This is a genomic window from Actinomadura nitritigenes (assembly GCF_017573545.1).
Taxonomy (GTDB): domain Bacteria; phylum Actinomycetota; class Actinomycetes; order Streptosporangiales; family Streptosporangiaceae; genus Spirillospora; species Spirillospora nitritigenes.
Map to the genome: position 1 here is coordinate 22,829 of NZ_JAGEOK010000017.1, position 24,140 is coordinate 46,968.

Genomic DNA, 24,140 nt, shown 5'->3' on the forward strand with positions numbered 1-24,140 from the left:
GGGCGGCCGAGGGGGCGGTGCGAACGGTTTCCCGGCGGGTCAGAGCGGGATGGTCAGCAGCGTCCCGCCGCCGTCCACCACGACCTGGAAGCGGCTGATCTCGGTGCGCGACAGCGCGGTCGCGCCCTGCATCGCGAGCGGCTTCGGCGACCCGGGGACGCCGTAGCCGGGCTCGGGAACGCGCCAGCCGCCGACGACCGACCGCGCCCCCGACGCCGACACCGCCTCGAGACGGCACCTCAGCGGGCCCTTCACGTGGGTCAGCTCGAACGTCACCTGCGTGCCCCACTTCTTGTCCACCAGGCCCACGGTGCCGGACGCGCCGGACCGCGCGTCCGTCGCCTGGTGCCGCTCGCCGACGATCGCCTGGGGTTGCGGCTGCGGCCGCGGCTTCGCTCCGTCATCGCCGCCCAGCGTCGTCCCGACGCCCACCCCGATCGCCACCAGCGCCGCTGCCGCCGCCGCGCCCGCCGCGTACGCGGCGCGCCGCGTCCGCCGGTCCCGCGCCTGCCGGCGCCGGACCATGTCGATCACCGGCGCGGGCGGCCTCGCGGGTTCTCCCGGGGGTTCGGCCTCCGCCGGATCGATCCCGGAGAGCGCCTCGGCCACCGCGCCCATCTCCCGCAACTCGGCCTGGCAGAGGCCGCAGCCCCGCAGATGCTCCTCGAAGGCCCGCCGATCGCCGGCTTCGAGGAGCCCGAGCGCGTAGGCGCCGACATCGGTGTGCTCGACCTGGGAACTCACGAGGTCACCCCCCTCTCCTCCAAGGCGACGCGCAGCGCGCGGAGCGCGTAGTACACCCGGGACTTCACCGTCCCCACCGGGATCCCGAGGTGCTCGGCCGCCTGGTTCACCGTCCGGTCGCGCAGGACCGTCTCGGTCAGCGCCTGCCGGTGCGCGGGCGACAGCGAGGCCAGCGCCTCGGTCACCACGACCTTGCGCAGCAGGGCGTCCATCTCGTCCGCCATCGGGAGGTTCTCCAGGGGGGCGTCGCCGACCTCGGGCGGCCGGACGTCGCGGTGCCGACGGTCGTCGATCACGATACGCCGCGCCACGGTGGCCAGCCAGGGCATCAGCGAGGCCGAGCGGACGTCCAGCCGGTCCGCGCTCCGCCACGCCCGGATCATCGTCTCCTGCGCGACGTCCTCCGCCCACTGCCGGTCGCCGCCGGTCAGCCGCAGCACGAACGACATCAGCGGCCTCTGGTACTCCCGGTACAGCTCCGCCACCAGCTCCTCGCCGGCCGGCGCGGGGGGCGGTCCGCCGCCCGGACCCGGCCTGCGGAGCAGGCTCCGCAGGCCGCCGGTCCGGCGGGTCGATCCGGGTGCTGCCATGGCCGGGCGTCTCCGTGTCGGTCGAAGGACCCAGGTAGCGGGCGGTCACCAGGCAGTACGCGGGCGACCCGGCGCGCGGTTCAACGGATTTGAGGCCGCGTTAAGGCTCGCTTCGGGAAACCGGCGCCCGGCCGGCTCCCCGCGCGGGCCCTGGCACGGCCGGGTCCGGTGCGTCCGGGCTCAGCGCGTCCGGGGGGCGCGGGCTCAGTGCTTGACGGCCTGCAGCACCCTGCCGGCCTGCACCGCCGTGCCGGTCCCGACCGTCCGGCCCGCCTTCGCGGCCTTGGCCGCCTGCGTCGCGGTGCTCGCCTTGACCGACTTGCCGGCCTTCGCGGCGCGCGCGGCCTGCGCGGCGGTCTGCGCCTTCACCGTCCTGCCGGCCTGGGACGCCATGCCCTGCGCCTTCCCGGCCCTGCCGACGGCCTTGCCGCCCAGCAGCCCGAGCCTGCCGCCCTTCTTGGACGCCTTGCCGAGCTTCAGCCCGCCCAGCAGCGCGCCGCCTCGGCCGGAGGCCCTCCCGGACGCCCTGCCGAGCCTCATCCCGAACGCGGCACCGCCGCCGCGGCCCGCCTTCGCCGCCTTCGCGGCCTGCGTCGCCGCGCCCGCCTTGAGGGACTTGCCGGCCTGCGCCATCATCCCGGACGCCTTGCCGGACGCCTTCCCGGCCTTGGCGGACGCCTTGCCGAGCTTGGCGCCGAGCACGGCACCACCACCGCCGCCGGTCTTCGCCGCCCGCCTGGCTGCCTTCCGGCCGCCCTCGGCGCGGGCCACCCGGACCTGCCGGGCCGCCTCGCGGCGGGCCTCCCGCAGCGTCACGGCGGCCTCCCGGCGCATCGCCTTGGCCTCGGCGCCCGTCCTGATCTGGGACTCGCGCGCGGCGCGGCGCAGCTCGGCGAGGTGCGGGGGACGGCGCGGCTCGGTCGCCGAGATCAGCAGCGCGCCGAACAGCGCGGCGTTCTTCAGCAGGTGGGAGCGCTCCTCGGCGCGGCGGTCCGGGTCGTCCTCGGTCCAGTAGCGGTGCTCGGTCGCCAGCGCGGGCACCATCTGCGCGGCGAGCAGCAGCGTCGTCAGCCGCCGGAACTTGCCCATGACCAGCAGCGCGCCGGTCCCGACGCTGATCGCGCCCTCGATCCGGACGAGGGTCTCGGGGTCCTTCGGCATCCAGTCGATCCGGTCGGCGATCGGTTTCACCGACGGCCCGACCTGCTCGGCGCGCGGGCGCGGATCGCGGACCGCCTCCAGACCGGTCATGATGAACGGGGCCGCCACCAGGGGGCGGGCCAGGGTCTCGATGGGTCGCATGACCCGCTACATGCCCGCCACGATGCGCCTCAAGCGCGGCAGGATGGGGACCATGTGCGGTCGATATGCCACCACCCGCGCGCGTCAGGAGCTGCTGGACGAGTTCCAGGTGCAGGTCGACGCGGCCGGCGGGGAGATCCAGCCCGACTACAACGTCGCCCCGACGAAGCAGGTCCCGGCGGTCCTCAGCCGGCGGCCGAAGGACGCCCCCGAGGACGAGGAGGCGGTGCGGCAGCTCCGGACGCTGCGCTGGGGCCTCGTCCCGTCCTGGGCGAAGGACCTGTCGATCGGCTCCCGCATGATCAACGCGCGGGTCGAGACCGTCCACGAGAAGCCGTCGTACCGCCGCGCGTTCGCCAGGAGGCGCTGCCTGCTGCCCGCCGACGGCTACTTCGAGTGGTACGCGCTCGAGGACTCCGACGACCCGGCGGACGGCGAGAAGAAGGCCAAGAGGAAGCCGCGGAAGCAGCCGTTCTTCATCCGCCCCAAGGACGGCGGGGTCATGGCGATGGCGGGGCTCTACGAACTGTGGAAGCCGCGCGACGAGGAGGACGCCGACTGGCTGTGGACGTGCACGGTGATCACCACCGACGCGCCCGACGACCTCGGCCGGATCCACGACCGGATGCCGATGATCGTCCGGCCCGACCAGTGGGACGCCTGGCTCGACCCCGAGCTGACCGATCCCGACGGGGTGCGCCGCCTGCTCGTTCCCGCGATGGCCGGCACGATGGACGCCTATCCCGTGTCGAAAGCGGTCAACAGCGTGAAAAACAACGGGCCGGAACTCATAGAACCGTCCAGCGATGGGGATAGTTCGGACAACCATTCCGGCGCGCTGTTCTGACCGCCGTCGCCCGGCCCCTCCCGGGTTCCGGCGGCCCGAACCGAGCCCCCCTGCGCCGGAGGGCTTTGCCCGGAGACCCCCACCGGGAGGAGTTCGGACCTCGTGGACGCAGCCGCAGCCCGTTCCCGACTGGAGGCGATGGTCGAGGATCTGGATCGTTCCATCGCCATTCTGCGAGGGGAGAGCCCGGAGCGAGAGCATTCCCCGGCGGACGCCGGCTCCGGCCTTTCCGACCGCGATCGGGTCGAGGCCGCGCTCGACTCCCTCCGCCGGCACCGCGCCGCCGTCCAGGCCGCCCTCGACCGCCTCGCCGCCGGTTCCTACGGCCGGTGCGTGGGCTGCGGCGACGCGGTCCCCGAAGGGCGCCTGGAGGCCCGCCCCGACGCCGCCAGGTGCGTGCGGTGCCAGACCCGGTACGACCGCCGCGGACGGTAGGGAACGGGCCTCAGGGGCCGTTCTAGAGGCGCCTGGCGCTCGCCAGGAGGTGGAAGCCCAGGGACTCGTCCCCCGGCGGGGCGTTCAGCTCGGTCCGGACGAGGCGCGGCAGCGCGTCCGGCGACGAGGACAGCACGTGCTCCACCGTCGACGGGGACAGCGCCGTGCGCGGCCTGATCCAGGAGACCTCCAGCCCGACCTCGGCGAGCAGCTCGCGGAGCTGGTCGGCGCCGAAGCAGCGGGTGATCGTCCCGTCCGGCCACGGCACCAGGACGACCTCCGCGCTCGGCACGTCCGACAGGTGCGCCCAGTGGCTCTGCTCGGCCAGCAGCGCCATCCCGAGCGTCAGCGAGTCGACGCACAGCAGCACGCGCCCGCCGGGCCGCAGCACCCGCGCGATCTCCGCGATGGTCTCCTCGGTGGCCAGGTGCCGCGACAGCACCCGGTTCTCGGCGAGGACCGCGTCCATGGACGCGCCGCCGAGGAAGGCGAGCGAGCCCGAGTCCCCGAGGACCTTGGTCGTCGCGGGGCCCGGTCCGGAGACCCCGTCCCCGGCCGCCCCCGCCGCGATGGCCCCCGCCGTGCGGCGCTCCAGCAGCGGGTCGCGGACCTCGACGACCGTGTGGCCGGCCTCCGCGGCGCGCTCGGCGCAGCGCCCGTGATCGCCGGAGATGTCGAGGACGCGCGACGGCCTGCGCGGCAGCCAGCGCGCCAGCTGCGCGTCGGCCACCGCCCAATAGAACCTCCAGTAGCGCGCCAAGGCGTCGCCCTCCGTGGGGGAGTCGCGCAGGCTGGCGATGGTGGGCTCGGGAGGTCGCGCCGGCACCGGTAGCAACGATTTGCTCCTGTTCTCGCCGTGTATGTCAGTTCTTTCCCCGTCAGGGCCCGGTCATCACCCTCCGTGCAGGCCGGGCGGGGTGACCCGGTCCGCTCGGGGACGTCCGGAACCTTTTCCGCGCGCGGCTCCCGGTCGGGGAATCGGCGGGCGCGTCCCGGCGTTGCACCGTCTCATAACCGTCCGCACGCGTGGTGCGGCACGACCGGACGGACCGCACCGCCCGCGCTCGCGGGCGAGGCGATGGATCAGCACACAGCGGAGGTGCAGGCCGATGACCACAGTCGTTGCCGATTACCCGCGCGGCGCGGGGGTAGTGTCCCCGCCCGGCGGCGCGCGCGCCCCCAAGGGCGTGATGAGGCAGCGCGGCCCGATATCGTCTGTGGGATACGACGCCACCGGGCCGGCCAAGGCCAAGGGCGCCACAGTCAAGGGGGTGGGTCAGGTACCGGGCACCACGGAGACCGTTGAGCAGCGCCAGGAGCGGTTCCAGCGCGACGTGCTCCCGTTCTTGGACCAGCTGTACTCGGCCGCGCTGCGCATGACGCGCAACCCGGCGGACGCCGAGGATCTCGTACAGGAGACCTTCGCCAAGGCGTTCGCGTCCTTCCACCAGTTCAAGGAAGGCACCAACCTCAAGGCGTGGCTGTACCGCATCCTGACCAACACGTTCATCAACTCCTACCGCAAGAGGCAGCGCCAGCCGCAGCAGTCCGCGACCGAGGAGATCGAGGACTGGCAGCTCGCGCGCGCCGAGTCGCACACCTCCAGCGGCCTCAAGTCCGCCGAGGCGGAGGCGCTGGAGCACCTGCCCGACTCGGACGTGAAGCGGGCGCTGCAGGAACTGCCCGAGGAGTTCCGCATCGCCGTCTACCTCGCCGACGTCGAGGGCTTCGCCTACAAGGAGATCGCCGACATCATGGGCACGCCCATCGGCACGGTGATGTCGCGGCTGCACCGGGGTCGCCGGCAGCTGCGCGGGATGCTGGAGGACTACGCTCAGGACCGCGGGCTGACGCGCGCCACCGGGGGGCCGGCATGAGCCGGGGACGCGCCGGAAGCGCGGAGCGGAGCGACATGCCGGACACCGCAGCCGGGCGCGGCGCGGTGAGCGAGAGGGGTGCGTGAGCCATGAGCTGTGGCGACCACCACGAGACGCCCTGCGAAGAGGTCCTCGCGCGCGTCTACACCTACCTTGACGGCGAGCTCGACCAGGGCGGCTGCGGCGAGGTGCGCGAGCACCTCGACGAGTGCGGGCCCTGCCTGCGCGAGTACGGCCTGGAAGAGGCCGTCAAGAAGATCGTGAACAAGTCCTGCGGGTGCGAGCAGGCCCCGGCCGAGCTGCGCTCGAAGGTGCTCGGCCGGATCGAGGAGATCTGCGGCGAGATCAAGGCGTCCGGCGGCGTCGCCTCCGGCGGCACCGGCGCCTCCGAGTCCGCCTGACCGGCGCGTCCGACCCCGGCTGACCGGCGCTTCCGGGCCCGCATGACCGGCGGCCGGAGGCGCGCCTGATCAGGAGCGCCGCGGCTGGGTATCGTGCTGGGGTGCTCGCTCTCGTCACCGGCGCGGCCGGATTCATCGGGTCCCATCTCGTCGACCGGCTCCTCGCCGACGGCCACGAGGTCGTCGGCGTGGACGACCTGTCGTCGGGGGCCAACCAGAACCCGGCGATCGAGCTGTGGCGGATGGACGTGGCAGACCCGGCGCTCGCCGAGCGGATCGCGGCGCGCCGCCCCGAGGTCGTCTGCCATCTGGCGGCGCAGGTGAGCGTCCGCGCGAGCGTGGCCGACCCGCTGCACGACGCGCGCGTCAACGCGCTCGGCACGGCCAACGTGCTGGAGGCGGCGCGCGCGGCGGGCAGCCGCAAGGTCGTGTTCACCTCCAGCTGCGCCGTCTACGGGGTGCCGGACGCGCTGCCCGTCCCGCCGGACGCGCCGCTGCGCCCCGCGTCGCCGTACGCGGCGTCGAAGGTGACCGGCGAGGTGTACGCCGGGATGTACAAGGCGCTGCACGGCCTCGACTACACGACGCTGACGCTGGCGAACGTGTACGGGCCGCGGCAGACGCCGGAGGGCGAGGCGGGCGTGATCTCGATCTTCACCGACGCGCTGCTGGCGGGCCGTCCCACGAAGGTGTTCGGGGACGGCGGGCAGACCCGCGACTACGTGTACGTCCTGGACGTGGTGGACGCGTTCGCCCGCGCGACGGGCGAGGCGGGCGGCGGCGGCCGCTTCAACGTCGGGACGGGCCTGCAGACGACCGACCGGGACCTCCACGCGCTCGTGGCGGCCGCGGTGGGCGCGCCGGACGAGCCGGAGTTCGCGCCGCCGCGCCTCGGGGACCTGCCCGCGATGGCGGTGGACCCGGGACCGACGCGGGAGGCGCTGGGCTGGGAGCCGCGGGTGAGCCTCGCGGACGGCCTCGCCGAGACGGCCGCCTGGGCGCGCGGCCGCACCGCCTGACCGGCCGCGCCGCCTGACCGGCCGGCCCCCGCGACCGGCGGCGGCCCGGTGCCGGAGAGCCGTGGAATGCGGCTTGGTGCCATTGATAGGTTGATTCTGACCGGTTTAAGAATGCCATTCGCAGATGCACGTGCATTGAGATTGTGCAGCGGCATTGTGCGGGCACGCTGAGTACATTAACCCCGGGAATTGATCACTTAAAGTGACAGTTGCTTCACGCTTTGCTCACGATTCCCGGCATGCCTGTGTGACCTGGGCAGTTCGCGTTAGGCTGGGGCCGAAATCAGCGACGGGAACGCGGTGCACGCCCCCGAATTCGGGGTATGTGCTGGGCCTGGGAGACCGGGGCCGGGCGGTTCCGGCGGGCCGGCGCGGCGCGCCGGCCGGACCCGGTCGACGGGGGGAGGCGGAAGCCATGCTCGAGTGCGGCAATCCGGCCGGACGAGGCCGGTGCCAGGACGCCACGGGATCGTCGCTGATGATGCCCGAGGGCGTTTCCTGGGTCTAGTGCCGGCAGGCACGGTCGATCCCGGCGGCGGCCCGCTCGTTCGTCACTCCCTAAGGGGCGGCAATGCGTGGACTACCTCTCGCTGCCTGGGCGTACGTGTGCGGGGTGGTCGCGCTCGCGGCCGCGGTGATCGCCACGTCGTCCTTCACGGGGGTCGACTGGACGAAACTGGCCGTGCTGGCCCTGCTCTTCCTCATCTGCGACTCGGCGCCCGCCCGGCTGAACGTCGAGCGGGCCCGCGTCTCGCTGAGCTTCGCCGCCAGCCTGGCCGGGGTCGTGCTCCTCGGCCCGGCCGGCGCGGCCCTGCTCGGCCTCAGCGCCCTGGTCACCGGGCAGCGGTTCTTCGCGCCCGAGAAGCGCGCCTTCAACGGCGCGCAGTTCGCGCTCAGCGGCTTCTGCGCCGGCACGGTCTTCGACCTGCTCGGCGGTGACCGCTTCCATCCCGAGCAGTCCCGCTGGGTGGAGAACGTGATCGGCCCGTTCCTCGGCGCGCTCGTCACCTTCGTCCTGGTCAACCTGCTGCTGATGGCCGGGGTGCTGCTGCTGTCCCGGCAGGCCGCGCCGCGCGAGCTGCTGCACGAGAGCGGCCAGCTCGCCGTCGGCTGCCTCGGCTACGGCATGGTCGGGCTGCTGATCGCCGGGCTGTGGCCGCGGATCGGCGCCTTCGCCGCCGTGCTGGTGCTGCTGCCGCTGTTCATCGCCCGGTGGGCGATGGACCAGGCGTACGCGCAGCAGCAGGCGCACGCCGCCACCCTCGCCGCGCTCTGCCAGGCCGTCGAGACCAAGGACTTCTACACCCGCGGCCACTCCGAGCGGGTCTCCCGCGGCTCGGTGATGATCGCGCAGGAGATCGGGATGCGCGCCGACCGGGTCGAGGCGATCCGGTACGCGGGGATGCTGCACGACGTCGGCAAGCTCGGCGTCCCGACGAAGGTGCTGCAGAAGTCCGGCTCGCTCACCGAGGAGGAGTTCGCCGCGATCCAGCTGCACCCGATGCGCGGGCTGGAGATCGTCCGCGAGATCGGGTTCCTGGACGAGGCGCTCGCCGGGATCATGCACCACCACGAGAAGGTGAACGGCCGCGGCTACCCGATGGGCCTGGCCGGCGACGAGATCCCCGAGTTCGCCCGGGTCATCTCCGTCGCGGACGCGTTCGACTCGATGACCTCCACCCGCTCCTACCGGGCGGCCCGCACCGTGGCGGAGGCCGTCGCGGAGCTGCGCCGCGGCATGGGCGACCACTTCGACCCGGCGATGGTCGAGGCGTTCCTGCGCGCGCTGGACCGGGAGGGCTGGGAGCCGCCGCGGCCCGTCGTGCTGCCGGACGACGACGTCGTCGAGACCACCCAGCAGGACCATGACGACCCGAGCGCCCCCCTGCGGGTCGCCGGAGACGAAGCACGGCGGTGACGGGACCTCCCATGAGCAGCACCCAGATCCGGGCCCGCCGCGAGCGGGCCGCGTGGCAGACCATCGACTCCGGCCAGCTGCTGCTGATCGCGACCGCCGGGCTGTTCGTCGTCGTCGCGATCGCCGAGGTCGCCGCGTCCGGGCTCCGGCAGCCCAACGTCGCGATCATCTTCGGCGTGCTGATCGCGCTCGGCGAGCTGTTCCGGATGGTGATGCCCGGCAACCGGGAGGTCGCGCCGATCGCCAGCGCCGGCGCGATGGGCTACGCGCTGCTGGTCGGCATCGGCCCCGAGGGCGCCCCGCCGGACGCGCCGCTCGGCGTCGTCCCCGCCGAGCACTCGCCGCTGCAGGTCGTCGCGGTGACATCCGTCGGGATGCTGGTCGGCTCGCTGCCGCACATCCTGGTCGGCCGGTCGCCGCGCCCGGACGCGATGGCGCGCCGGCTGTTCACCGTCGCGGTCGTGGCGCTGTGCTTCCGGCCGATGCTGTCGCTCGGGCTGCCCTGGCAGCTGCTGCTCGCGGTGATGGGCCTGGTCGTCGTGCTGTCCTGCTTCACCGACGTGCTGATCGCCGCGATGATCCGGGCGGAGGCGGTGCGGGCCCGGTTCGGGATCGCGCTGCGCGACGAGCTCGACGCGAAGATGGCGCTGTGCGCGGCGACGAGCGCCACCGCGATGCTGATCGCGGTGGCCACCACCGCGATGGGCGAGGCCGCGCTGCTGATCTTCACGGTGCCGATCCTCGTCACCCAGTTCGCGTTCCGCCGGTACGCGGGGATCCGCGCGACGTACCTGCAGACCGTCCGGGCCCTCTCGCGGGTCACCGAGGTCGGCGGGTACGTCGAGACCGGGCACTCGCGGCGGGTGTCGCGGCTGTCGGTCGCGATGGGCCGCGAGCTCGGCATGTCCGAGGAGGAGCTGCTGGAGCTGGAGTACGCGGCGCTGATGCACGACATCGGGCAGCTGTCGCTCGGCGACCCGATCCCCGGCGGCGCGACCGTGCTCGCCTCGCCCGCCGAGCAGCGCCGCATCGCCGAGCTCGGCGCCGAGGTCATCAAGCAGACCGGCGTGCTGGACCGCGTCGCGCACATCGTCCAGCTGTCGTCGCACCCGTACCGGACGGGACCGGAGACGCTCGCGGGCCCCGGGGAGGCCGAGCGGCCCGCCCCCGCGCCGCCGCTGGCCGGGCGCATCATCAAGGTCGCGAACGCCTATGACGACCTGGTGGGCGACTCCGCCGACCGGGACCGCGGCGCCGCCGTGCTGGAGCGGCTCCGGCTGGACTCGGCGGCCGAGTACGACCCGACCGTCGTGGAGGCGCTCAGCCGCGTCGTCGACCGCCGCCCCCGCCCCTGACCAGGGGTCTCCCGCCCGCTCGCGGGTGCGGGGCCGGTCGTTCATCGGACGTACGGGCGGACGCGGCCCGGTGCGGGCGCTAGGGTCGGCGGGGGCAGGACCGCCGGAGCCGCCGGCGGCAGGAGATCTCCGAGGAGGAGTCCGCGCGTGTTCGAGTCCGTGCTGGTGGCGAACCGGGGCGAGATCGCCGGCCGGGTCGTGCGCACCGCGCAGGCCATGGGCCTGAAGGCGATCGCGGTGTACTCCGAGGCCGACGCCGACCTGCCCTACGTCGCCGAGGCGGACGAGGCGGTGCTGATCGGCCCGGCCGACCCGGCGCGCGGCTACCTGAACGCGGCGGCCGTCCTGGAGGCCGCGCACCGCACGAACGCGCAGGCCGTCCACCCCGGCTACGGGTTCCTCGCCGAGAGCGCCGCGTTCGCGCGGGCGGTCGCCGAGCGGGACCTGGTCTGGGTCGGGCCGCCGCCGCTCGTGGTCGCCCGGATGGGCGACAAGATCAACGCCCGGAACCTGATGAAGGAGGCGGGCGTCCCGGTCTCGCCCGGCGCGTGGGAGCCCGTCCCGGACACGGCGACCGCGCTGGAGGAGGCCGAGCGGATCGGCTACCCGGTGCTGGTGAAGCCCGCCGCCGGCGGGGGCGGCGCCGGGCTCGGCGCCGCGTACGACGAGGCGTCGCTGCGCGCCGCGTTCGAGGCGGCCCATGCCGCCGCCCGGGGGCTGTTCGGGCACGGCGACGTCCTGCTGGAGCGGTACATCGAGGGCGCCCGGCACGTCGAGGTGCAGATCCTCGGCCTCGCGGACGGCACCGTCGTGGCGCTGGGGGAGCGGGAGAGCTCCGTCCAGCGCCGGTTCCAGAAGGTCGTCGAGGAGAGCCCGTCGCCCGGGGTCGCCCCGGCGCTGCGGGAGCGGATGCTCGCCGCGGCGGTCCGCGCGGGGGAGGCCGTCGGGTACCGGGGCGCCGGGACCGTCGAGTTCCTGGTCGACCCGGTCGCGCAGGAGTTCGCCTTCCTGGAGATGACGACCCGGCTCCAGGTGGAGCATCCGGTGACCGAGATGGTCACCGGCATCGACCTGGTCGAGCAGCAGTTCCGGATCGCGGCCGGCGAGCGGGTCGCGCCGGCCGGCGCCGCGCCCGGCGGCCACGCGATCGAGTTCCGCGTCCACGCCGAGGACCCGCGGGACTTCCGACCCGCCACCGGCGAGATCAAGGTGTGGGAGGAGCCGGTCGGCGACGGCATCCGCATCGACGCGGGCTACCACGAGGGCAACACCGTCACCCACCACTACGACTCGCTGCTGGCCAAGCTCTGCGTGCACGGCGAGGACCGCGCGCACGCGCTGGCCCGGGCCCGCGCCGCGCTGGGCGCGTTCCGCATCGAGGGCGTCGCGACGAACCTGCCGTTCCTGGCCGAGCTGCTCGACCACCGCGAGTTCATCGACGGCACGTACGACACCGGCGTGGTGGCGCGCATGCGCATCCGCTGAGGCGCACCGCAGCGAGGGCCCGGGACGGGGTCACTCCGCTGGACGCGGCGCGGCGGAGTCCGCCCTGGCCAGGAGAGTCCGGAAGCGCTGGGGCGTGTCCGCGCCGCCCGCCGCGAGGACGGTCCCGGCGGCGTCGGTGACGACCGCGTACGGCGGCCACGGGATGCGGTTCGCGTCGTACACGTCCGGGTCGGTCACCAGCGGCAGGCCGACGCCCTGCTCGTCGAGGTGGCGGCGGACGTCCGCCTCGTCGGCCGCGCTCACCAGCACCACGTGCCGCTCGGACGCGGCGGCGAAGACGGGCAGCATCGACCGGCACGTCCCGCACGCCGGGGACACCAGCGCGAAGACCGTGGGCTCGCCGATCGGCGTGTTCAGCGCGAAGGGCGTTCCCGGGCGCGGACCCGGGGGCGGCGGCGCGTCCGGCTCCGGCGTGCCGGAACGTACTCGCGGCACCGCCGCCAGCAGGCCCAGCCAGACCACCGCGAGGGCGGGCTGCACCGGCGAGAACGCGGCGGGCCCCGCGACGGCCGCCATGACGGCCAGCACCAGGAGCATCGCCGTCCGCGTCACCGACCGGGCGCCGACGGGCGCCGGGCGGCGCGCCGACCCGAAGCAGCCGCAGTCGATGTCCATGCCGCGGCGCAGCACCGACGCCATCGCGCCGAGGAACACCGCGAACAGCGCCGCCGCCAGCACCGCGCCCCACCGCCGGGCGGCGGGCACGGCCAGCAGCACGGCGGCACCGGCCTCGGCGGCCAGCACCGCGACGGCGGCCGCCGCGGTGAGCCGCCGCGGCAGGACCCGGTAGGCGGCGATCGCCGCCGCGAAGCCCGGCACGTCGCGGACCTTGCCGCCGGCCGCGACCAGCAGCACCGCGATCAGCGCCGGCCACGCCGACGCCAGGACCGTCACGCGACCTCCTGCGGATCGGTCCGCAGCGCCGGCGCCGGGCCGGCCCGGAACGCCGACGCCTGGAGCCGGTACAGGTCGGCGTACCCGCCGCCCGCCGCGAGCAGGTCGTCGTGCGTGCCGCTCTCGGCGACGCGGCCGTGGTCCAGCACGTAGATGCGGTCGGCGAAGCGGACGCTCGCCAGCCGGTGGGTGATCAGCACGACCGTCCGCCCGTCCGCGTGCCGCCGGATCCGCTCGAACAGGGCGTGCTCGGCGCGGGCGTCCAGCGCCGACGTCGGCTCGTCGAAGATCACCAGCGCCGCGTCCCGGTAGAAGCCGCGCGCGACGGCGATGCGCTGCCACTGCCCGCCGGACAGGTCGTGGCCGCCGCGGAACCGGCGGTCGAGCAGCGCGTCGTACCCGTCCGGCAGCTCCTCGACCACGCGGTCGGCGCCCGCCGCGGCGGTGGCGTCGGCGAGCCGCTCCTCGTCGAGCGGCCGGCCCATCATGATGTTCTCCCGGACGGTGAGCGGCCACCGCGTGTGGTCCTGCGCGATCACCGACACGCGGCGGCGGAGCGCGTCACCGTCCATCGCGGCGAGGTCCGCGCCGTCCCAGCGGATCGTCCCGGTGTCCGGCCGGTACAGGCCCGCGAGCAGCTTGGCGAGGGTCGTCTTGCCGGAGCCGTTCTCGCCGACCAGCGCGATCACCTCGCCGCGCGTCACGGTGACGCTGACGTCCGTGAGCGCCGGCGCGGCCGCGCCCGGGTAGCGGAACGACACCCGGTCGGCGGTGATGCGGCGGAAGTCCCCGGCGGGCGGCGCGGCGCCGTCCGGCGGCGGTGTCCGGTCGGCGGCCAGGACGAGGAAGTTCAGGTAGTCGCCGAAGTACAGGCCCGCCTCGTACAGCTTGTTGAGGCTCTGCATGGACGCCGCGAGCGACGTCTGGCCGGACCTGATCGCCAGCACGGCGGCGCCCGCCACCGACAGCGGGATGACGCCGCCGGCGAGCAGCCCGCCGAGCGCGCCGTACACGGCGACGGTGGCGGCGCCGGTGAGCAGGTCGCCGCCCGCCTTGGCGCCGGCCTGGCGGCGCGCGACGTCCAGCTGGACGTGCTGCTCGAGGTCCGCGACGCGGTCGTACTCGCCGAGCAGGAAGCCGCGCAGGGTGAACGCGCGGACCTCGGCGGCGGGCTGCCGCTCCGCCATCAGGTCCGACAGCATGAACTTGCGCCGCCGCGCCGCCGACAGCCGGTAGAACGCCGCGTACCGCAGCCGCGCGGTGCGCAGCGCCGCCCAGCCCGCGGGGACGGCGGTGACCAGCAGCAGCGGCATCAGCACGGGATGCAGCAGGCCGAGCGCGACGGCGGGCGCGGCCAGCCCGACCGCGCCGGTCAGCACGCTGACCGTCATCTCCACCACGGTGGCGGTGTCGGGCACGCCGTTGTCGCGGGCGCGCCGCATCGCGTTGTGGAACTCGTGGTCGTCGAACGCGGTCAGCTCCACCTGCGTGGACAGCTCGAACAGCCGCCGCTCCGCCTGCCGTTCGACCTGCGGTTTCAGCCGGGCCTGCGCCCATCCGGCGGCGGCGAGCAGCCCGCCGCGCAGCCCCGTCGCCGCGGCCACCAGCGCGAGCGCGGGCAGCGCGGCGCGGATCCGGCCGGGCGTCGGCCCGGCGGCGAAGAGCGAGGCGAGGACGCTGGAGGTGGCCAGCAGCCCGAACGCGGTGAACGCCCCGGCCGCGAGGTTGCCGCCGAGCGCGACCGCCGTGTCGGCCCGGCTCGCCCGCCAGGCCAGCCGCAGCGCCGCCGTGACCAGCGCGGGAAGCCGGCGCAGCATGGCCGGAAGACCGGCCTTCAGGAGTTCCTCGTCGTGGCTTTCCCAATAGTTTATTTCGAGCCCCGACCTGTCGTCGGCAAGGGCCGGGGAGCGGCGGAACACGGAACCAACGTAGATCATCGGGTCGTTCCTGTAAACGCCCGGCCGCCCGGCCGCGCTGGCGTTCCGGTGACAAATGACTTCCTGGACACGGCATTGATCGTCTGCTCATAATGCGTTCCGTTTGCTCGGGGAAACCGGCACCACCGTGCCGCTCCCCCGCCCACCCCGTACGGCCGCCCGAACGGCGGCCAAGGAAGGAGCCCCCCATGTCCGTCCTCGCTCTGGAGCCCCGCGACGCCGGCGTCCTCGACCCGGAAGACCTCGACGTGGACTTCGAGATGGAGCTGCTGGAACTGCTGCACGGCCCGCAGGCGTGCGTGAACACCTGCAAGCGCACGGTGTGCAGCAGCTACCCGTGCTGCCCGTCCATCGTCTGACCCTCCGCTAGCGCACACGGGAAAGGCCATTGGCTCCCACCGGTGGCCTCTTCCTTGTGCACGCCATTGCCGGGGCTGACCGCGATCGAAGGGCAACAATGGAGCCGTCTGTTTTTGAGCGTATTTCCACAATTGCCCACGAGAGTGGTAGGGAAATTCGGTCGGACGACACCTGGGTCAGCGTGCGCGATCCGGCGTTCCCGGCACCCCGGCAGGGATGGAAACTGCACGTCTCCGCGCGTCCCGGCACGCTTGCGGAGACGCTCGACCGCATCCTGCCGCTGCTGCTGGCCACCCCTTGCGACTTCAAGGCGGCCCGCTCGGCGGAGATGCTGCGCGAGCTGAACTCCGGCGACCTCGACGCGGCGTCCGTCGGCAAGGCGGTCACCGTCTACCCGCCGCAGGACGCGGTCGTCCCGCTGGGGCGGGCGCTCGCCCGAGCCCTCGCGGGCATGGCCGGGCCGCGGATCGTCAGCGACCGGCGCGTCCGGCCCGACGCGCCGGTCTACTACCGCTACGCCCCGTTCGCCCCGCAGTACAAGGTGGACGACAACGGCGACTTCGAGCTGGTCGTCGTCGGCCCGGACGGGGAGACCGAACCCGGTGCGGCGGGTGTCGAGTTCACCTGCCCGCCCTGGACCTCCGACCCGTTCCGCCCTTCCGCCCCGGCGGCCGAACAGGCCACGGCCACGGCGACGGGGACGACGGCGGACCCGGCAGCGGCTGCGGCTTCGAGCCCGTCGGCGCCGGACCCGGGCGGCGCGCCGCGCCGGCGGGTCCGCACGGTCGGCGGCCGGTATCGCGTGACGGCCGGCGTGATGCGCGGCCCGCGCGGGAGCGTGTACCGCGCCGTGGACGCCACCGGGCGGCCCGTGATCGTCAAGGAGGCCCGCGCCCACGTCGGCGAGCACCCCGAGGGCTACGACCTGCGGATGTACCTGCGCAACGAGCTGCGCGTCCTCACCGCCCTCACCGGGGTCCGCGGCGTCCCGGAGGCGCTCGACCACTTCCGCCATGGCGAGGACGAGTTCCTCGTCATGAGCGACGCCGGCGCCACCGACCTCAACCGGCACGTGGCCGAGCACGGCGCGCTCGGCGGCCCCGCCCTCGCGGACCTGGCGTCCCGGCTGCTCGAGGTCCTCGACGAGGTGCACGCGCGCGGCGTCGTCGTCCGGGACCTGTCGCCCAAGAACGTGGTGCTCGGCGAGGACGGCGGCTGCACGCTCATCGACTTCGGCACCAGCCGCTACGAGGACCTGCAGATGCCGGGCTGGAGCCGCGGCTTCAGCATCCCCGACCAGCGGACCGGCCGCCCTTCGGAGCCGTCCGACGACCTGTTCTCGCTCGGCGCGACGCTGTTCTTCGCGGCCACCGGGATGAACCCGGTGATCATCGACCCCGATCCGGAGCGCGGCGTCGAGCGGTCGCTGCAGTGCCTGGCCCGGATGTCCCCGGGCGGCGGTGCCGCGGCGCTCGTCCCCCCGCTGCTCAGCCTCGACCCCGCCGTCCGGGAGCGGGCCGCCGCCGAGATCCGCGCCGGGCGGCACGCGGACGTGCCGCCCGCGCCCCCCGCACCGACCCCGCGCCTGACCGGCGACCTGCTCTCGTCCGTCCTCACGCACACCGTCCGCGAGTGCGTCCGGTTCGCCGAGCGGCTCATGGACGAGCCGCCGGACCGCCGGACGAGCCCGCCCGTCACCAACGTCTACGCCGGGTCGGCGGGCGTGGGCATGGAGCTCCTCCAGCATCCCGAGGGCAAGGCGGCGGGCGCCGACCTCGCCCGCTGGACGGCCGGGAACCTGCCCGCCGCGAACCTGCCGGCGTCGCTGTACTTCGGGCTCACCGGGACGGCGGTCTTCCTCACCGCCGCCGGGGTCGCCCTGCCCCGGCCCGTCCGGACCACCGGCGGCGAGCGCGCCGACCAGGCGCACGGCGTCGCCGGCATCGGCGCGGGCCACCTCCTTCTCGACGCGCTCGCCCCCGATCCGGCGAACGCGGAGGTCGCCGCCGAATGCGCGCGGCGGCTGCTGGCGGGCGACGTCGCCGCGCCCGACGCGGCGGTGGCGGTGGAGCAGCCCGGCTCGGGCGTCGCCGTCGACACCGCGTTCGCGCACGGCGACGCGGGCGTGGCCGACTTCCTGCTCGCCTTCCACCGGGCCACCGGCGACCCCGCGGCCGGGGACGCCGCCCGCGAGGCGTTCGACGCCCTCGCCGCGCGGACGTCCGCGCTGCTCGACGAGCTGGAGGGGCCGGCGGCCCGGCCGATGGGGGCGTCCTGGTGCCAGGGGATGTCCGGCGTGGTCAGCGCGCTGCTGCGCGCCGCGGGCGCGTACGGCGAGGCGCGGTACCTCGACCTCGCCGAGCGCGGCGCCCGCGGCTGCCTGGCGATCGCGCCGCGCGCGTGGGTGTCGTCGCAGTGCTGCGGCCTGGCGGGCATGGGCGAGGCGCTCATCGACGTCGCGCTGGCGACCGGGGACGAGGCGTACTGGCGGGGCGCCGAGGAGATCGTCGAGCTGATGCTGGTGCGCAGCGGCGGCGAGCCCGGCCGGCCGGTCTTCCCCGGCAACGACCTCGACACGCAGGCGTTCACATGGGGCACCGGCACGGCGGGCATCCTGTCGTTCCTGCGCCGCCTGGACGCCCGCTCCGGCCCCCGCCTCTGGACGGCGCCCGCCTAGGCCGTGTCTCGAAGTGCGGCCGAGGCCACTTCGAGGCAGGCCCTGGCACCCCGCCGCCCTGGGGCGCCGAGTGTCCGGAGCGGCGACCGTCCGGGCATCCGGCCGTCCGGGGCGCCGGCGGCTGCGGGCGGCTAGAAGGTCAGGGCGTAGGTGAGCAGGCGGAGTCCCGGGATCGGGGACCAGTCCCGGTCGGGAGTGCGGACGAAGCCGAGCCGCTCGTACATGCGGTGCGCGGCCTCCATGTTCGCCTGCGTGGACAGCCGCAGCCCGGTCAGCCCCGCGGCGCGGGCGCGCGCCGCGCACTCGCCGACCAGGGCGCGTCCCGCGCCGGCCCGCCGGGCCTGCGCCAGGACGGCGAGCATGCGGAACTCGGCCTCGTCCGGGCCCGCCAGCTCGGCGTACGGGCTGCCGGGCGGGCAGTAGGCGACGGCGCCCGCGACGTCCCCGCCGACCTCCGCGACGAGCAGCTGCGACTTGGCGGCCCGGTCGGCGGCGTCGCGGAGCTTCCCCACGTAGGACGACTCGGGCGAGACCAGCCCGCCGTGCACGTACACCTCGACGGTCAGCTCGCCGATCAGGTCGTACTCGTGGGGGCGGGCGTCGCGGACGGTGACGTGCTGCATCGGGTGCTTCTCCAGGCGGGAGCCGTCGGGGCGGTCGGTCGCGACCGGGGGGCCGCGACATATCAGGCTAGCCGTATCCCGGAGGGACGCCCGCCCGCCCGGGACGGTCGCGGGCGGGCTAGTCGTTAGCTACTTGACTACTAGCCCGGGAGCCGTGTTGATTGGCGGGTGCCCGTCAGGTGGCGGCCCGCCGAACCCCCAGGAGGCGCCATGCCGGTCCCCCGCTCGATCCTCGGCACGCAGGACATCGGCGACCTGGACCTCGCGGTCGTCGCCGGCGCGTGGCCGGACGACGTCCGCGGCCACTTCGTCGTCAGCACCTCCGACCAGCGCACCCATCCCGTCCACGCGTTCTTCGGCGACGGGATCATCGCGCGGCTGCCGCTCCGCCCGGACGCGGACGGCCGGTTCCGCTGGCGCGCCCGGGTGATCGACACCCCGTCCGTCCGGCTGCGGCGCCGGCGCCCCGAGCTGTTCACCGCCGGGCCCGTCGGCACCAGCTCGCCGTGGGGGTTCGTCAACGCCGCCAACACCGCGCCGCTGCCGTGGGGCGACCGGCTGTTCGCCACCTGGGACGCGGGCCGGCCCGTCGAGGTCGACCCCGTCACGCTGGGGTTCGTCGCCGAGGTCGGCCACCGCGACGACTGGCGGCCCGCCATCGACCAGGCCGTGCTGCCGCTGATCTCCACGTCCGCGCATCCGGTGGTCGACCCCGAGCGCGGCTGCCTGTGGACGGTCAGCCGCGACGTCATGACCGGCGCGGTCGCGGTGATCCGGTACGCGGGGGAGGGCGGCCGGGTCGAGCGCTGGGACGTGGAGGGCGCCGCCCTGCCGCAGGCCACGCACACGATCACGCAGACCCGCGACTGGCTCGTGCTCGCCGACACCGCCTACAAGATCGACACCGACGAGGTGTTCGGCGCGGACCGCACCGTCGCCAACAACCCCGACGGGCCCGTCCTGCTGGTCCGCAAGGACGACCTGCGCCCCGGCGGCGGCACCGTGGCCTGCAAGGAGTTCCGGATCGCCCCCGAGGTCAACCACTTCTACGCGAAGTACGACGACTCCGGCGGCGTGCAGGTCGTCATGGAGCACACGCCCGGCGTCGACATCGGCATGTACCTGCGCGAGGACGACCTCGACGCGTTCTGCCGCCCCGTCGACCCGGCGCTGCGCGGCATGTACTGCCACGGCATGACGCCCGCGCTCACCACCGTCCTGCTGTTCGACCCGGAGACCGGGACGGTGAGCGAGCGCGCCCGCGCCCGCGACCCGGAGCGCTGGTGGCAGGCCGAGCTGTCCGCGATCGACTGGAGCATCGAGGGGCAGACCGCCCCGACCCGGCACCACCTCGTCTACCTGGGCTTCCACCCGGAGGCGATCAACCAGCGGGCGCTGCGCAACTACACCGGCCGCATCGACGCCGACCTGTTCCCGCCGGAGGAGACGCCGGCGGTCCTGGTCAGCCACGACCGCGACGACCTGAGGCCGCTCGCCGAATGGACGTTCGCGCTCGACGACTACCCGACGTCGCCGTCGTTCGTCCCGCGCGGGCGCGGCGGCAGCCGGTACGCGGGCGCGGACCCGGGCGGGCACGACGGCTACCTCGTCGTCGCCGTCCACAACGACGACCGCTTCCGCGTCGAGCTGTTCGACGCCGCCGACGTCGGGCGCGGCCCGCTCGCCGTGCTGGCGCCGCCGCCCGGCACCACCGTCCCGTTCCTCATCCACTCCGCGTGGATGCCGGAGGCCGTCCCGGCGCCCGACCTGGAGCGGCTCGCCTTCGCCGACGACCTGGACGCCCGCCTGGACCAACTACCTCCCGACCTGCAGGCCGTCACCCGCGAGGTGGCCGCCGAACTCTCCCGTTGACCTGTGGCGTGCCGCCCTCATGACGCGCCGCACGAGGGCGACACGGCACAGCTCACCGGGGTTGGAGGTCGGCGCAGGTGTGCTCGTCGGGGAGGAGGGGACGCAGGCGGACGGTGTAGGTCTTGCCGCCGCTGCGCCAGGCGGTGCCGAGATCCGTCGCCGGGACCTTCGCCGGAGCGGCGAGCGTGCAGACGGCGCCCGGGAGCCCCGTGCCCCGGCCCAGCGGCGCCAGCGGCCAGGTGCGGACCGGGCCGTCGGCCACCGCGCCCTCCGACGCGAGCACCGCGATCTTGGACGGCGCGTACGGCCGCGCGCCGGACGCAAGGTCGGCGGCGGGCCACCGGGCCGGATCGAGGCGCGCCTGGAACCGCACCGCGGGATCCGACTGCGTCTCCGGCAAGATGATCTTGGTATGCGCGTCGCCCATGGTGAACTCCAGCACGTTCGCGTCCATGACCTGCCCGGCGCTGACGGTGTGCGAGCGGCCGAGCCCGGCGGCGCGCGCCTCGTGCAGCAGGCGGTCCAGCGCCGCGGGCTTCAGCCGGTACTCGGTGACCCTCTCCCGCGCCGCGACGAGCGCGCGGCCCGTCGAGTAGAGCGAGAAGTCCGGCAGGCCGCCGCCGAGACCGACGATGCCGCCGGTCCTGCGCATCCGCAGGACGAGATGCTCGCCGCGCGCCGCGTCCTTCGTGGCGGACCCGGTGATCGGCAGCGAGTGCGGCGGCTTCTCCACCCCCGAGGCGCCGCCGCAGGCCGCCACCGTGCCCGCGCAGGCGAGCGCGGCGATCAAGCTGGTGCGTGTGTGCGAACCGGCCATGCGTCTTCGACGCGCCGCCGCCCCGCCCGGTTCCCCCGAATACAAATCCGGCGGTGGAAAGACTGTGGACTCTGCGACCGGCCGGCTCCCGCTCCGCACGCTAATGTGCCGGGCGTGAGTGTGCTCGTAGTGACCGGGACCTGTACGGGCGTCGGCAAGACGATCGTCACCGCGGCGCTGGCCGCCGTCGCCGCCGCGCGCGGCGCGTCGGTCGCCGTGGTCAAGCCCGGGCAGACCGGGATGGGCGGCGGCGAGCCCGGCGACCTCGACGAGGTGCGGCGGCTCGCCGGCATCGAGGACGTGCACGAGTCCGCGCGCTTCCCCGACCCGCTGTCGCCCGCCGCCGCGGCCCGCCGCGCCGGAGTCCCGCCCGTCCGGCTGCCCGACGTCGCCAAGCACGTCCAGGAGCTCGCCGCGACCCGCCGGCTCGTGCTGGTGGAGGGCGCGGGCGGCCTGCTCGTCCGCTACGACGAGGAGGGCACCACCATCGCCGACCTCGCCCGCTGGCTCGGCGCCGCGGTCGTCGTGGCGACCCGTCCCGACCTCGGCACGCTCAACCACACCGCGCTCACGCTGGAGGCGATGGCGCACCGCGGCGTGCAGCTCGCCGGCGTGGTCATCGGGGCCTGGCCGGACGACCCGGATCTGGCGATGCGCAGCAACATCCGGGACCTGGAGACCATCGCGGCGCGCCCGCTGTCCGGCGCGCTCCCGGCCGGCGCGTCCGCGCTCGACCCGGCCGAGTTCCTGGTCGCCGCGCACCGCGGCCTGGCCCCGGCGTTCGGCGGCTCGTTCGACGCCGCCGCCTTCCGCGAGGCGCACGCCCCCGCCCCGGAGTGACCCCCGCCCGACTTCGCCGGGGCTGTGTCCCCGAGGGGGACGCACCTCACGGCCCCGGTCGGCTGATCAGGTGTCGCGGCGCAGGCGGGTGATGAACTTGTACCGGTCGCCCCGGTACATGGACTGCGCCCACTCGACGGGCTGGCCCGTCCTGTCGAACGCGTGCCGGGACAGCAGCAGCATCGGCAGGCCGACGTCGACGCCGAGGAGCTGCGCGTCGTGCGGGGTCGCCAGCACCGTCTCGATCGTCTCCTCCGCCTCCGTCAGGTGGACGTCGTAGGCGGTGGCGAGGGTCTCGTACAGGGAGCGGTGCCGGGGCAGCTCGCGGCGCAGGCCCGGGAAGCGGCGGGCCGGGAGGTGCGAGGTGTCGACCGACATCGGCTCCCCGTCGGCGAGCCGGAGCCGGTGGACGCGCAGCACCCGGCCGCCCGGCCGGATGCACAGCAGCGAGGCGAGGCGCTCGTCGGCGCTGACGTAGCCGGCGTCCAGGATGCGGGTCTCGGGGCGCAGCCCGTGGTGCCGCATGTCCTCGGTGTAGGAGACGAGCTGGAGCTCCTGCGACACCTTCGGCTTCGCGACGAACGTGCCCTTGCCCTGGATCCGCTGCAGGCGCCCCTCGACGACGAGTTCGGCGAGGGCCTGCCGGACGGTGGTCCGGGACGTCTCGTACTTCTCCGCCAGCGCCCGCTCAGGAGGCAGCGGGCTGCCGGGCGGCAGCGACTGGATGAGCTCGACGAGGAGTTCTTTGAGCTTGTAGTACTTCGGGATGCGCGGCGCCTGGTTGGTGTGGTGCTTGCCCAGGTCGCCCAGTGCCGCCCGATCGAATCCGCGCTCGAATCCGTCCCCGTGCCGGGGCCCGCCCCTGACCTCCGTCACGGCATCTCCTCACGTTCATCATCGGTTTCCCCCGATGTTATGCGTGAAGACTACGGCCGGTAGAGCGGGCGATCTCCGCCAGGGCCGTCCGCAGCCTTGTGAGGTCGGACTCGTCGACCGTCGCGCGCGCGGTGAGCCGCAGGCACGCCCGGCCCTTCGGGACGGACGGGGGACGGAAGCAGCCGACGCGCAGCCCGTGCTCAGCACAGATTCCGGCGGCGCGCACCGCGTCGCCGGGCTCGCCGAGGAACACCGGGACGACGGCGGCGGCCGGGTCGGCGGTCTCCAGACCGGAACCGGCCGCGAGGTTTGCCATCCGGCGGGCGGTGGCACGCGCCCGGCCGGGCAGGCCCGGGTCGTCCTCCAGCACGTCGAGGGCGGCGAGGGCGGCGCCCGCGGCGGGCGGGTTCAGGCCGGAGTCGAAGATGAACGAGCGGCCGGTGTCCAGCAGCGCCTGGACCACCTCGGGCGCGCCGAGGACGGCGCCGCCCTGCGCGGCCAGCGACTTCGACAGGGTGAGCGTGAGGATCACGTCGGGCTCGCCGGCCAGGCCCGCGGCGTGCGCGGCGCCGCGGCCGCCGTCGCCGACGACGCCGAGCGCGTGCGCCTCGTCGATCACCAGCAGCGCCCCGTGCGCCCGCGCGGCGCGGTGCAGCTCCGCCAGCGGCGCGAGGTCGCCGTCCACGGAGAACACCGCGTCGGTGACGACGATCGCGTGGTCTTCGTCACGTTCGGCGAGGGCCCGCTCGACGGCGCCGGGGTCCCGGTGCGGGACGATCGCCACGCGGGCCCGCGACAGCCGGCACGCGTCCACGATCGAGGCGTGGTTGACCTGGTCGGACACCACCAGCGTGCCGGGCCCCGACAGCGCGGTGACGGCGCCGAGGTTGGCCAGGAAGCCGGAGGAGAACACCAGCCCGGCGGCGCTGCCGGTGAACGCGGCGAGCCGCCGGTCCAGCTCGGCGTGCAGCGCGGTCGTGCCGGTGACCAGCCGGGACCCGGTCGACCCGGTGCCCCACTCGCGCGCGGCGGCGGCCGCGCCCGCCACCAGGCGGGGGTCGCGGGACAGGCCCAGGTAGTCGTTGGACGCGAGGTCGGCCAGGCCGTCGTGGTCGGCGGCGCGGGGGCGCAGCGTCCGCCGCAGGCCCGCCTCGGCGCGCCGGGCGGCGGCGTCCCGGAGCCTGGCGAGGGGGTCGTCGGTCATGCCCGAATCCTGCCAGGTCGGGGGCGGCGGGCACGGCGCCGGGGCA

22 protein-coding genes are annotated in these 24,140 nt (G+C 74.9%); 12 read left to right on the forward strand and 10 right to left on the reverse strand.

Annotation, left to right across the window (positions count from 1 at the left end; all coding sequences use genetic code 11):
• Positions 1-39: 39 nt before the first annotated feature.
• The 3 genes from J4557_RS49880 to J4557_RS25995 form a co-directional block, all read right to left on the reverse strand.
• Complete coding sequence (locus J4557_RS49880) at positions 40-744, reverse strand: anti-sigma factor family protein (RefSeq protein WP_243776368.1); 705 nt, start codon at positions 742-744, stop codon at positions 40-42.
• Positions 741-1,334 (reverse strand): sigma-70 family RNA polymerase sigma factor, encoded by a 594-nt coding sequence (locus J4557_RS25990; RefSeq protein ID WP_243776369.1) that lies wholly within the window; start codon positions 1,332-1,334, stop codon positions 741-743. The genes J4557_RS49880 and J4557_RS25990 overlap by 4 nt, the downstream gene beginning before the upstream one ends.
• Before the next feature lie 204 nt (positions 1,335-1,538).
• Positions 1,539-2,636 (reverse strand): DoxX family protein, encoded by a 1,098-nt coding sequence (locus tag J4557_RS25995; RefSeq protein ID WP_208269356.1) that lies wholly within the window; start codon positions 2,634-2,636, stop codon positions 1,539-1,541.
• A 52-nt stretch (positions 2,637-2,688) separates the two neighbouring features.
• Between J4557_RS25995 and J4557_RS26000 the strand changes: the two genes are divergently transcribed.
• Both J4557_RS26000 and J4557_RS26005 read left to right on the forward strand, forming a co-directional pair.
• Entirely contained in the window at positions 2,689-3,483 is a 795-nt protein-coding gene (locus tag J4557_RS26000) for an SOS response-associated peptidase (RefSeq protein ID WP_208269357.1), read from the forward strand.
• A gap of 102 nt (positions 3,484-3,585) precedes the next feature.
• Entirely contained in the window at positions 3,586-3,918 is a 333-nt protein-coding gene (locus J4557_RS26005; protein WP_208269358.1) for a TraR/DksA family transcriptional regulator, read from the forward strand.
• Between the two features lie 22 nt (positions 3,919-3,940).
• Here the strand turns inward: J4557_RS26005 and J4557_RS26010 are convergent, their stop codons facing one another.
• Positions 3,941-4,744 (reverse strand): class I SAM-dependent methyltransferase, encoded by an 804-nt coding sequence (locus J4557_RS26010; RefSeq protein ID WP_208269359.1) that lies wholly within the window; start codon positions 4,742-4,744, stop codon positions 3,941-3,943.
• A gap of 445 nt (positions 4,745-5,189) precedes the next feature.
• On the opposite strand from J4557_RS26010, the gene J4557_RS26015 reads away from it, so the two are divergent.
• The 6 genes from J4557_RS26015 to J4557_RS26040 all read left to right on the forward strand — a co-directional run bounded on the left by J4557_RS26015 (position 5,190) and on the right by J4557_RS26040 (position 11,973).
• A complete protein-coding gene (locus J4557_RS26015; protein ID WP_151541343.1) occupies positions 5,190-5,795 on the forward strand; it encodes a sigma-70 family RNA polymerase sigma factor in 606 nt (201 codons plus the stop codon).
• Between the two features lie 89 nt (positions 5,796-5,884).
• Positions 5,885-6,196 carry a mycothiol system anti-sigma-R factor gene (rsrA, locus tag J4557_RS26020; protein ID WP_208269360.1) on the forward strand — a complete coding sequence of 104 codons (312 nt, stop codon included), beginning with the start codon at positions 5,885-5,887 and terminating at the stop codon, positions 6,194-6,196.
• A 101-nt stretch (positions 6,197-6,297) separates the two neighbouring features.
• Positions 6,298-7,215 (forward strand): NAD-dependent epimerase/dehydratase family protein, encoded by a 918-nt coding sequence (locus J4557_RS26025; RefSeq protein WP_208269361.1) that lies wholly within the window; start codon positions 6,298-6,300, stop codon positions 7,213-7,215.
• Positions 7,216-7,786: 571 nt separating this feature from the next.
• Positions 7,787-9,133, forward strand: a complete 1,347-nt coding sequence (locus tag J4557_RS26030) for an HD-GYP domain-containing protein (RefSeq protein WP_208269362.1) — start codon at positions 7,787-7,789, stop codon at positions 9,131-9,133.
• A gap of 11 nt (positions 9,134-9,144) precedes the next feature.
• The gene (locus J4557_RS26035) at positions 9,145-10,488 is read left to right on the forward strand and encodes an HD-GYP domain-containing protein (RefSeq protein WP_208269363.1); all 1,344 of its coding nucleotides are present in this window, start codon (positions 9,145-9,147) and stop codon (positions 10,486-10,488) included.
• Positions 10,489-10,635: 147 nt separating this feature from the next.
• Positions 10,636-11,973 carry an acetyl-CoA carboxylase biotin carboxylase subunit gene (locus J4557_RS26040; RefSeq protein ID WP_208269364.1) on the forward strand — a complete coding sequence of 446 codons (1,338 nt, stop codon included), beginning with the start codon at positions 10,636-10,638 and terminating at the stop codon, positions 11,971-11,973.
• A gap of 30 nt (positions 11,974-12,003) precedes the next feature.
• Here J4557_RS26040 and J4557_RS26045 read toward each other — a convergent pair whose 3' ends face one another.
• A complete protein-coding gene (locus J4557_RS26045; protein ID WP_208269365.1) occupies positions 12,004-12,888 on the reverse strand; it encodes a TlpA family protein disulfide reductase in 885 nt (294 codons plus the stop codon).
• The gene (locus tag J4557_RS26050) at positions 12,885-14,825 is read right to left on the reverse strand and encodes an ABC transporter ATP-binding protein (protein ID WP_208269366.1); all 1,941 of its coding nucleotides are present in this window, start codon (positions 14,823-14,825) and stop codon (positions 12,885-12,887) included. The genes J4557_RS26045 and J4557_RS26050 overlap by 4 nt, the downstream gene beginning before the upstream one ends.
• A gap of 188 nt (positions 14,826-15,013) precedes the next feature.
• Here J4557_RS26050 and J4557_RS26055 point away from each other — a divergent pair, with 188 nt between their 5' ends.
• Positions 15,014-15,184, forward strand: coding sequence for a hypothetical protein (locus J4557_RS26055; protein ID WP_192808868.1), 171 nt, complete (start codon positions 15,014-15,016; stop codon positions 15,182-15,184).
• Between the two features lie 98 nt (positions 15,185-15,282).
• A complete protein-coding gene (gene lanL, locus J4557_RS26060; protein WP_243776371.1) occupies positions 15,283-17,862 on the forward strand; it encodes a class IV lanthionine synthetase LanL in 2,580 nt (859 codons plus the stop codon).
• A gap of 131 nt (positions 17,863-17,993) precedes the next feature.
• Here lanL and J4557_RS26065 read toward each other — a convergent pair whose 3' ends face one another.
• Complete coding sequence (locus tag J4557_RS26065; protein ID WP_208269368.1) at positions 17,994-18,485, reverse strand: GNAT family N-acetyltransferase; 492 nt, start codon at positions 18,483-18,485, stop codon at positions 17,994-17,996.
• A gap of 210 nt (positions 18,486-18,695) precedes the next feature.
• Here J4557_RS26065 and J4557_RS26070 point away from each other — a divergent pair, with 210 nt between their 5' ends.
• Entirely contained in the window at positions 18,696-20,357 is a 1,662-nt protein-coding gene (locus J4557_RS26070; protein WP_208269369.1) for a carotenoid oxygenase family protein, read from the forward strand.
• 52 nt (positions 20,358-20,409) lie between these two features.
• On the opposite strand, the gene J4557_RS26075 is transcribed toward J4557_RS26070, so the two are convergent.
• Complete coding sequence (locus tag J4557_RS26075; RefSeq protein WP_208269370.1) at positions 20,410-21,147, reverse strand: hypothetical protein; 738 nt, start codon at positions 21,145-21,147, stop codon at positions 20,410-20,412.
• 141 nt (positions 21,148-21,288) lie between these two features.
• Here J4557_RS26075 and bioD point away from each other — a divergent pair, with 141 nt between their 5' ends.
• Entirely contained in the window at positions 21,289-22,014 is a 726-nt protein-coding gene (gene bioD / locus J4557_RS26080; RefSeq protein ID WP_208269371.1) for a dethiobiotin synthase, read from the forward strand.
• Between the two features lie 66 nt (positions 22,015-22,080).
• Here bioD and J4557_RS26085 read toward each other — a convergent pair whose 3' ends face one another.
• Both J4557_RS26085 and J4557_RS26090 read right to left on the reverse strand, forming a co-directional pair.
• Entirely contained in the window at positions 22,081-22,890 is an 810-nt protein-coding gene (locus J4557_RS26085; RefSeq protein WP_307800213.1) for a GntR family transcriptional regulator, read from the reverse strand.
• Positions 22,891-22,927: 37 nt separating this feature from the next.
• Positions 22,928-24,094 carry an 8-amino-7-oxononanoate synthase gene (locus tag J4557_RS26090; RefSeq protein WP_208269372.1) on the reverse strand — a complete coding sequence of 389 codons (1,167 nt, stop codon included), beginning with the start codon at positions 24,092-24,094 and terminating at the stop codon, positions 22,928-22,930.
• Between the last annotated feature and the right edge of the window lie 46 nt (positions 24,095-24,140).

What these genes read in the sequence shown, in the direction of transcription:
- J4557_RS25990 (WP_243776369.1), bottom strand. Translation starts at nt 1,334, where the DNA reads ATGGCAGCACCCGGATCGACCCGCCGGACCGGCGGCCTGCGGAGCCTG.
- J4557_RS25995 (WP_208269356.1), bottom strand. Translation starts at nt 2,636, where the DNA reads ATGCGACCCATCGAGACCCTGGCCCGCCCCCTGGTGGCGGCCCCGTTC.
- J4557_RS26000 (WP_208269357.1), top strand. Translation starts at nt 2,689, where the DNA reads ATGTGCGGTCGATATGCCACCACCCGCGCGCGTCAGGAGCTGCTGGAC.
- rsrA (WP_208269360.1), top strand. Translation starts at nt 5,885, where the DNA reads ATGAGCTGTGGCGACCACCACGAGACGCCCTGCGAAGAGGTCCTCGCG.
- J4557_RS26030 (WP_208269362.1), top strand. Translation starts at nt 7,787, where the DNA reads ATGCGTGGACTACCTCTCGCTGCCTGGGCGTACGTGTGCGGGGTGGTC.
- J4557_RS26035 (WP_208269363.1), top strand. Translation starts at nt 9,145, where the DNA reads ATGAGCAGCACCCAGATCCGGGCCCGCCGCGAGCGGGCCGCGTGGCAG.
- J4557_RS26050 (WP_208269366.1), bottom strand. Translation starts at nt 14,825, where the DNA reads ATGATCTACGTTGGTTCCGTGTTCCGCCGCTCCCCGGCCCTTGCCGAC.
- J4557_RS26055 (WP_192808868.1), top strand. Translation starts at nt 15,014, where the DNA reads ATGTCCGTCCTCGCTCTGGAGCCCCGCGACGCCGGCGTCCTCGACCCG.
- lanL (WP_243776371.1), top strand. Translation starts at nt 15,283, where the DNA reads ATGGAGCCGTCTGTTTTTGAGCGTATTTCCACAATTGCCCACGAGAGT.
- J4557_RS26065 (WP_208269368.1), bottom strand. Translation starts at nt 18,485, where the DNA reads ATGCAGCACGTCACCGTCCGCGACGCCCGCCCCCACGAGTACGACCTG.
- J4557_RS26070 (WP_208269369.1), top strand. Translation starts at nt 18,696, where the DNA reads ATGCCGGTCCCCCGCTCGATCCTCGGCACGCAGGACATCGGCGACCTG.
- J4557_RS26090 (WP_208269372.1), bottom strand. Translation starts at nt 24,094, where the DNA reads ATGACCGACGACCCCCTCGCCAGGCTCCGGGACGCCGCCGCCCGGCGC.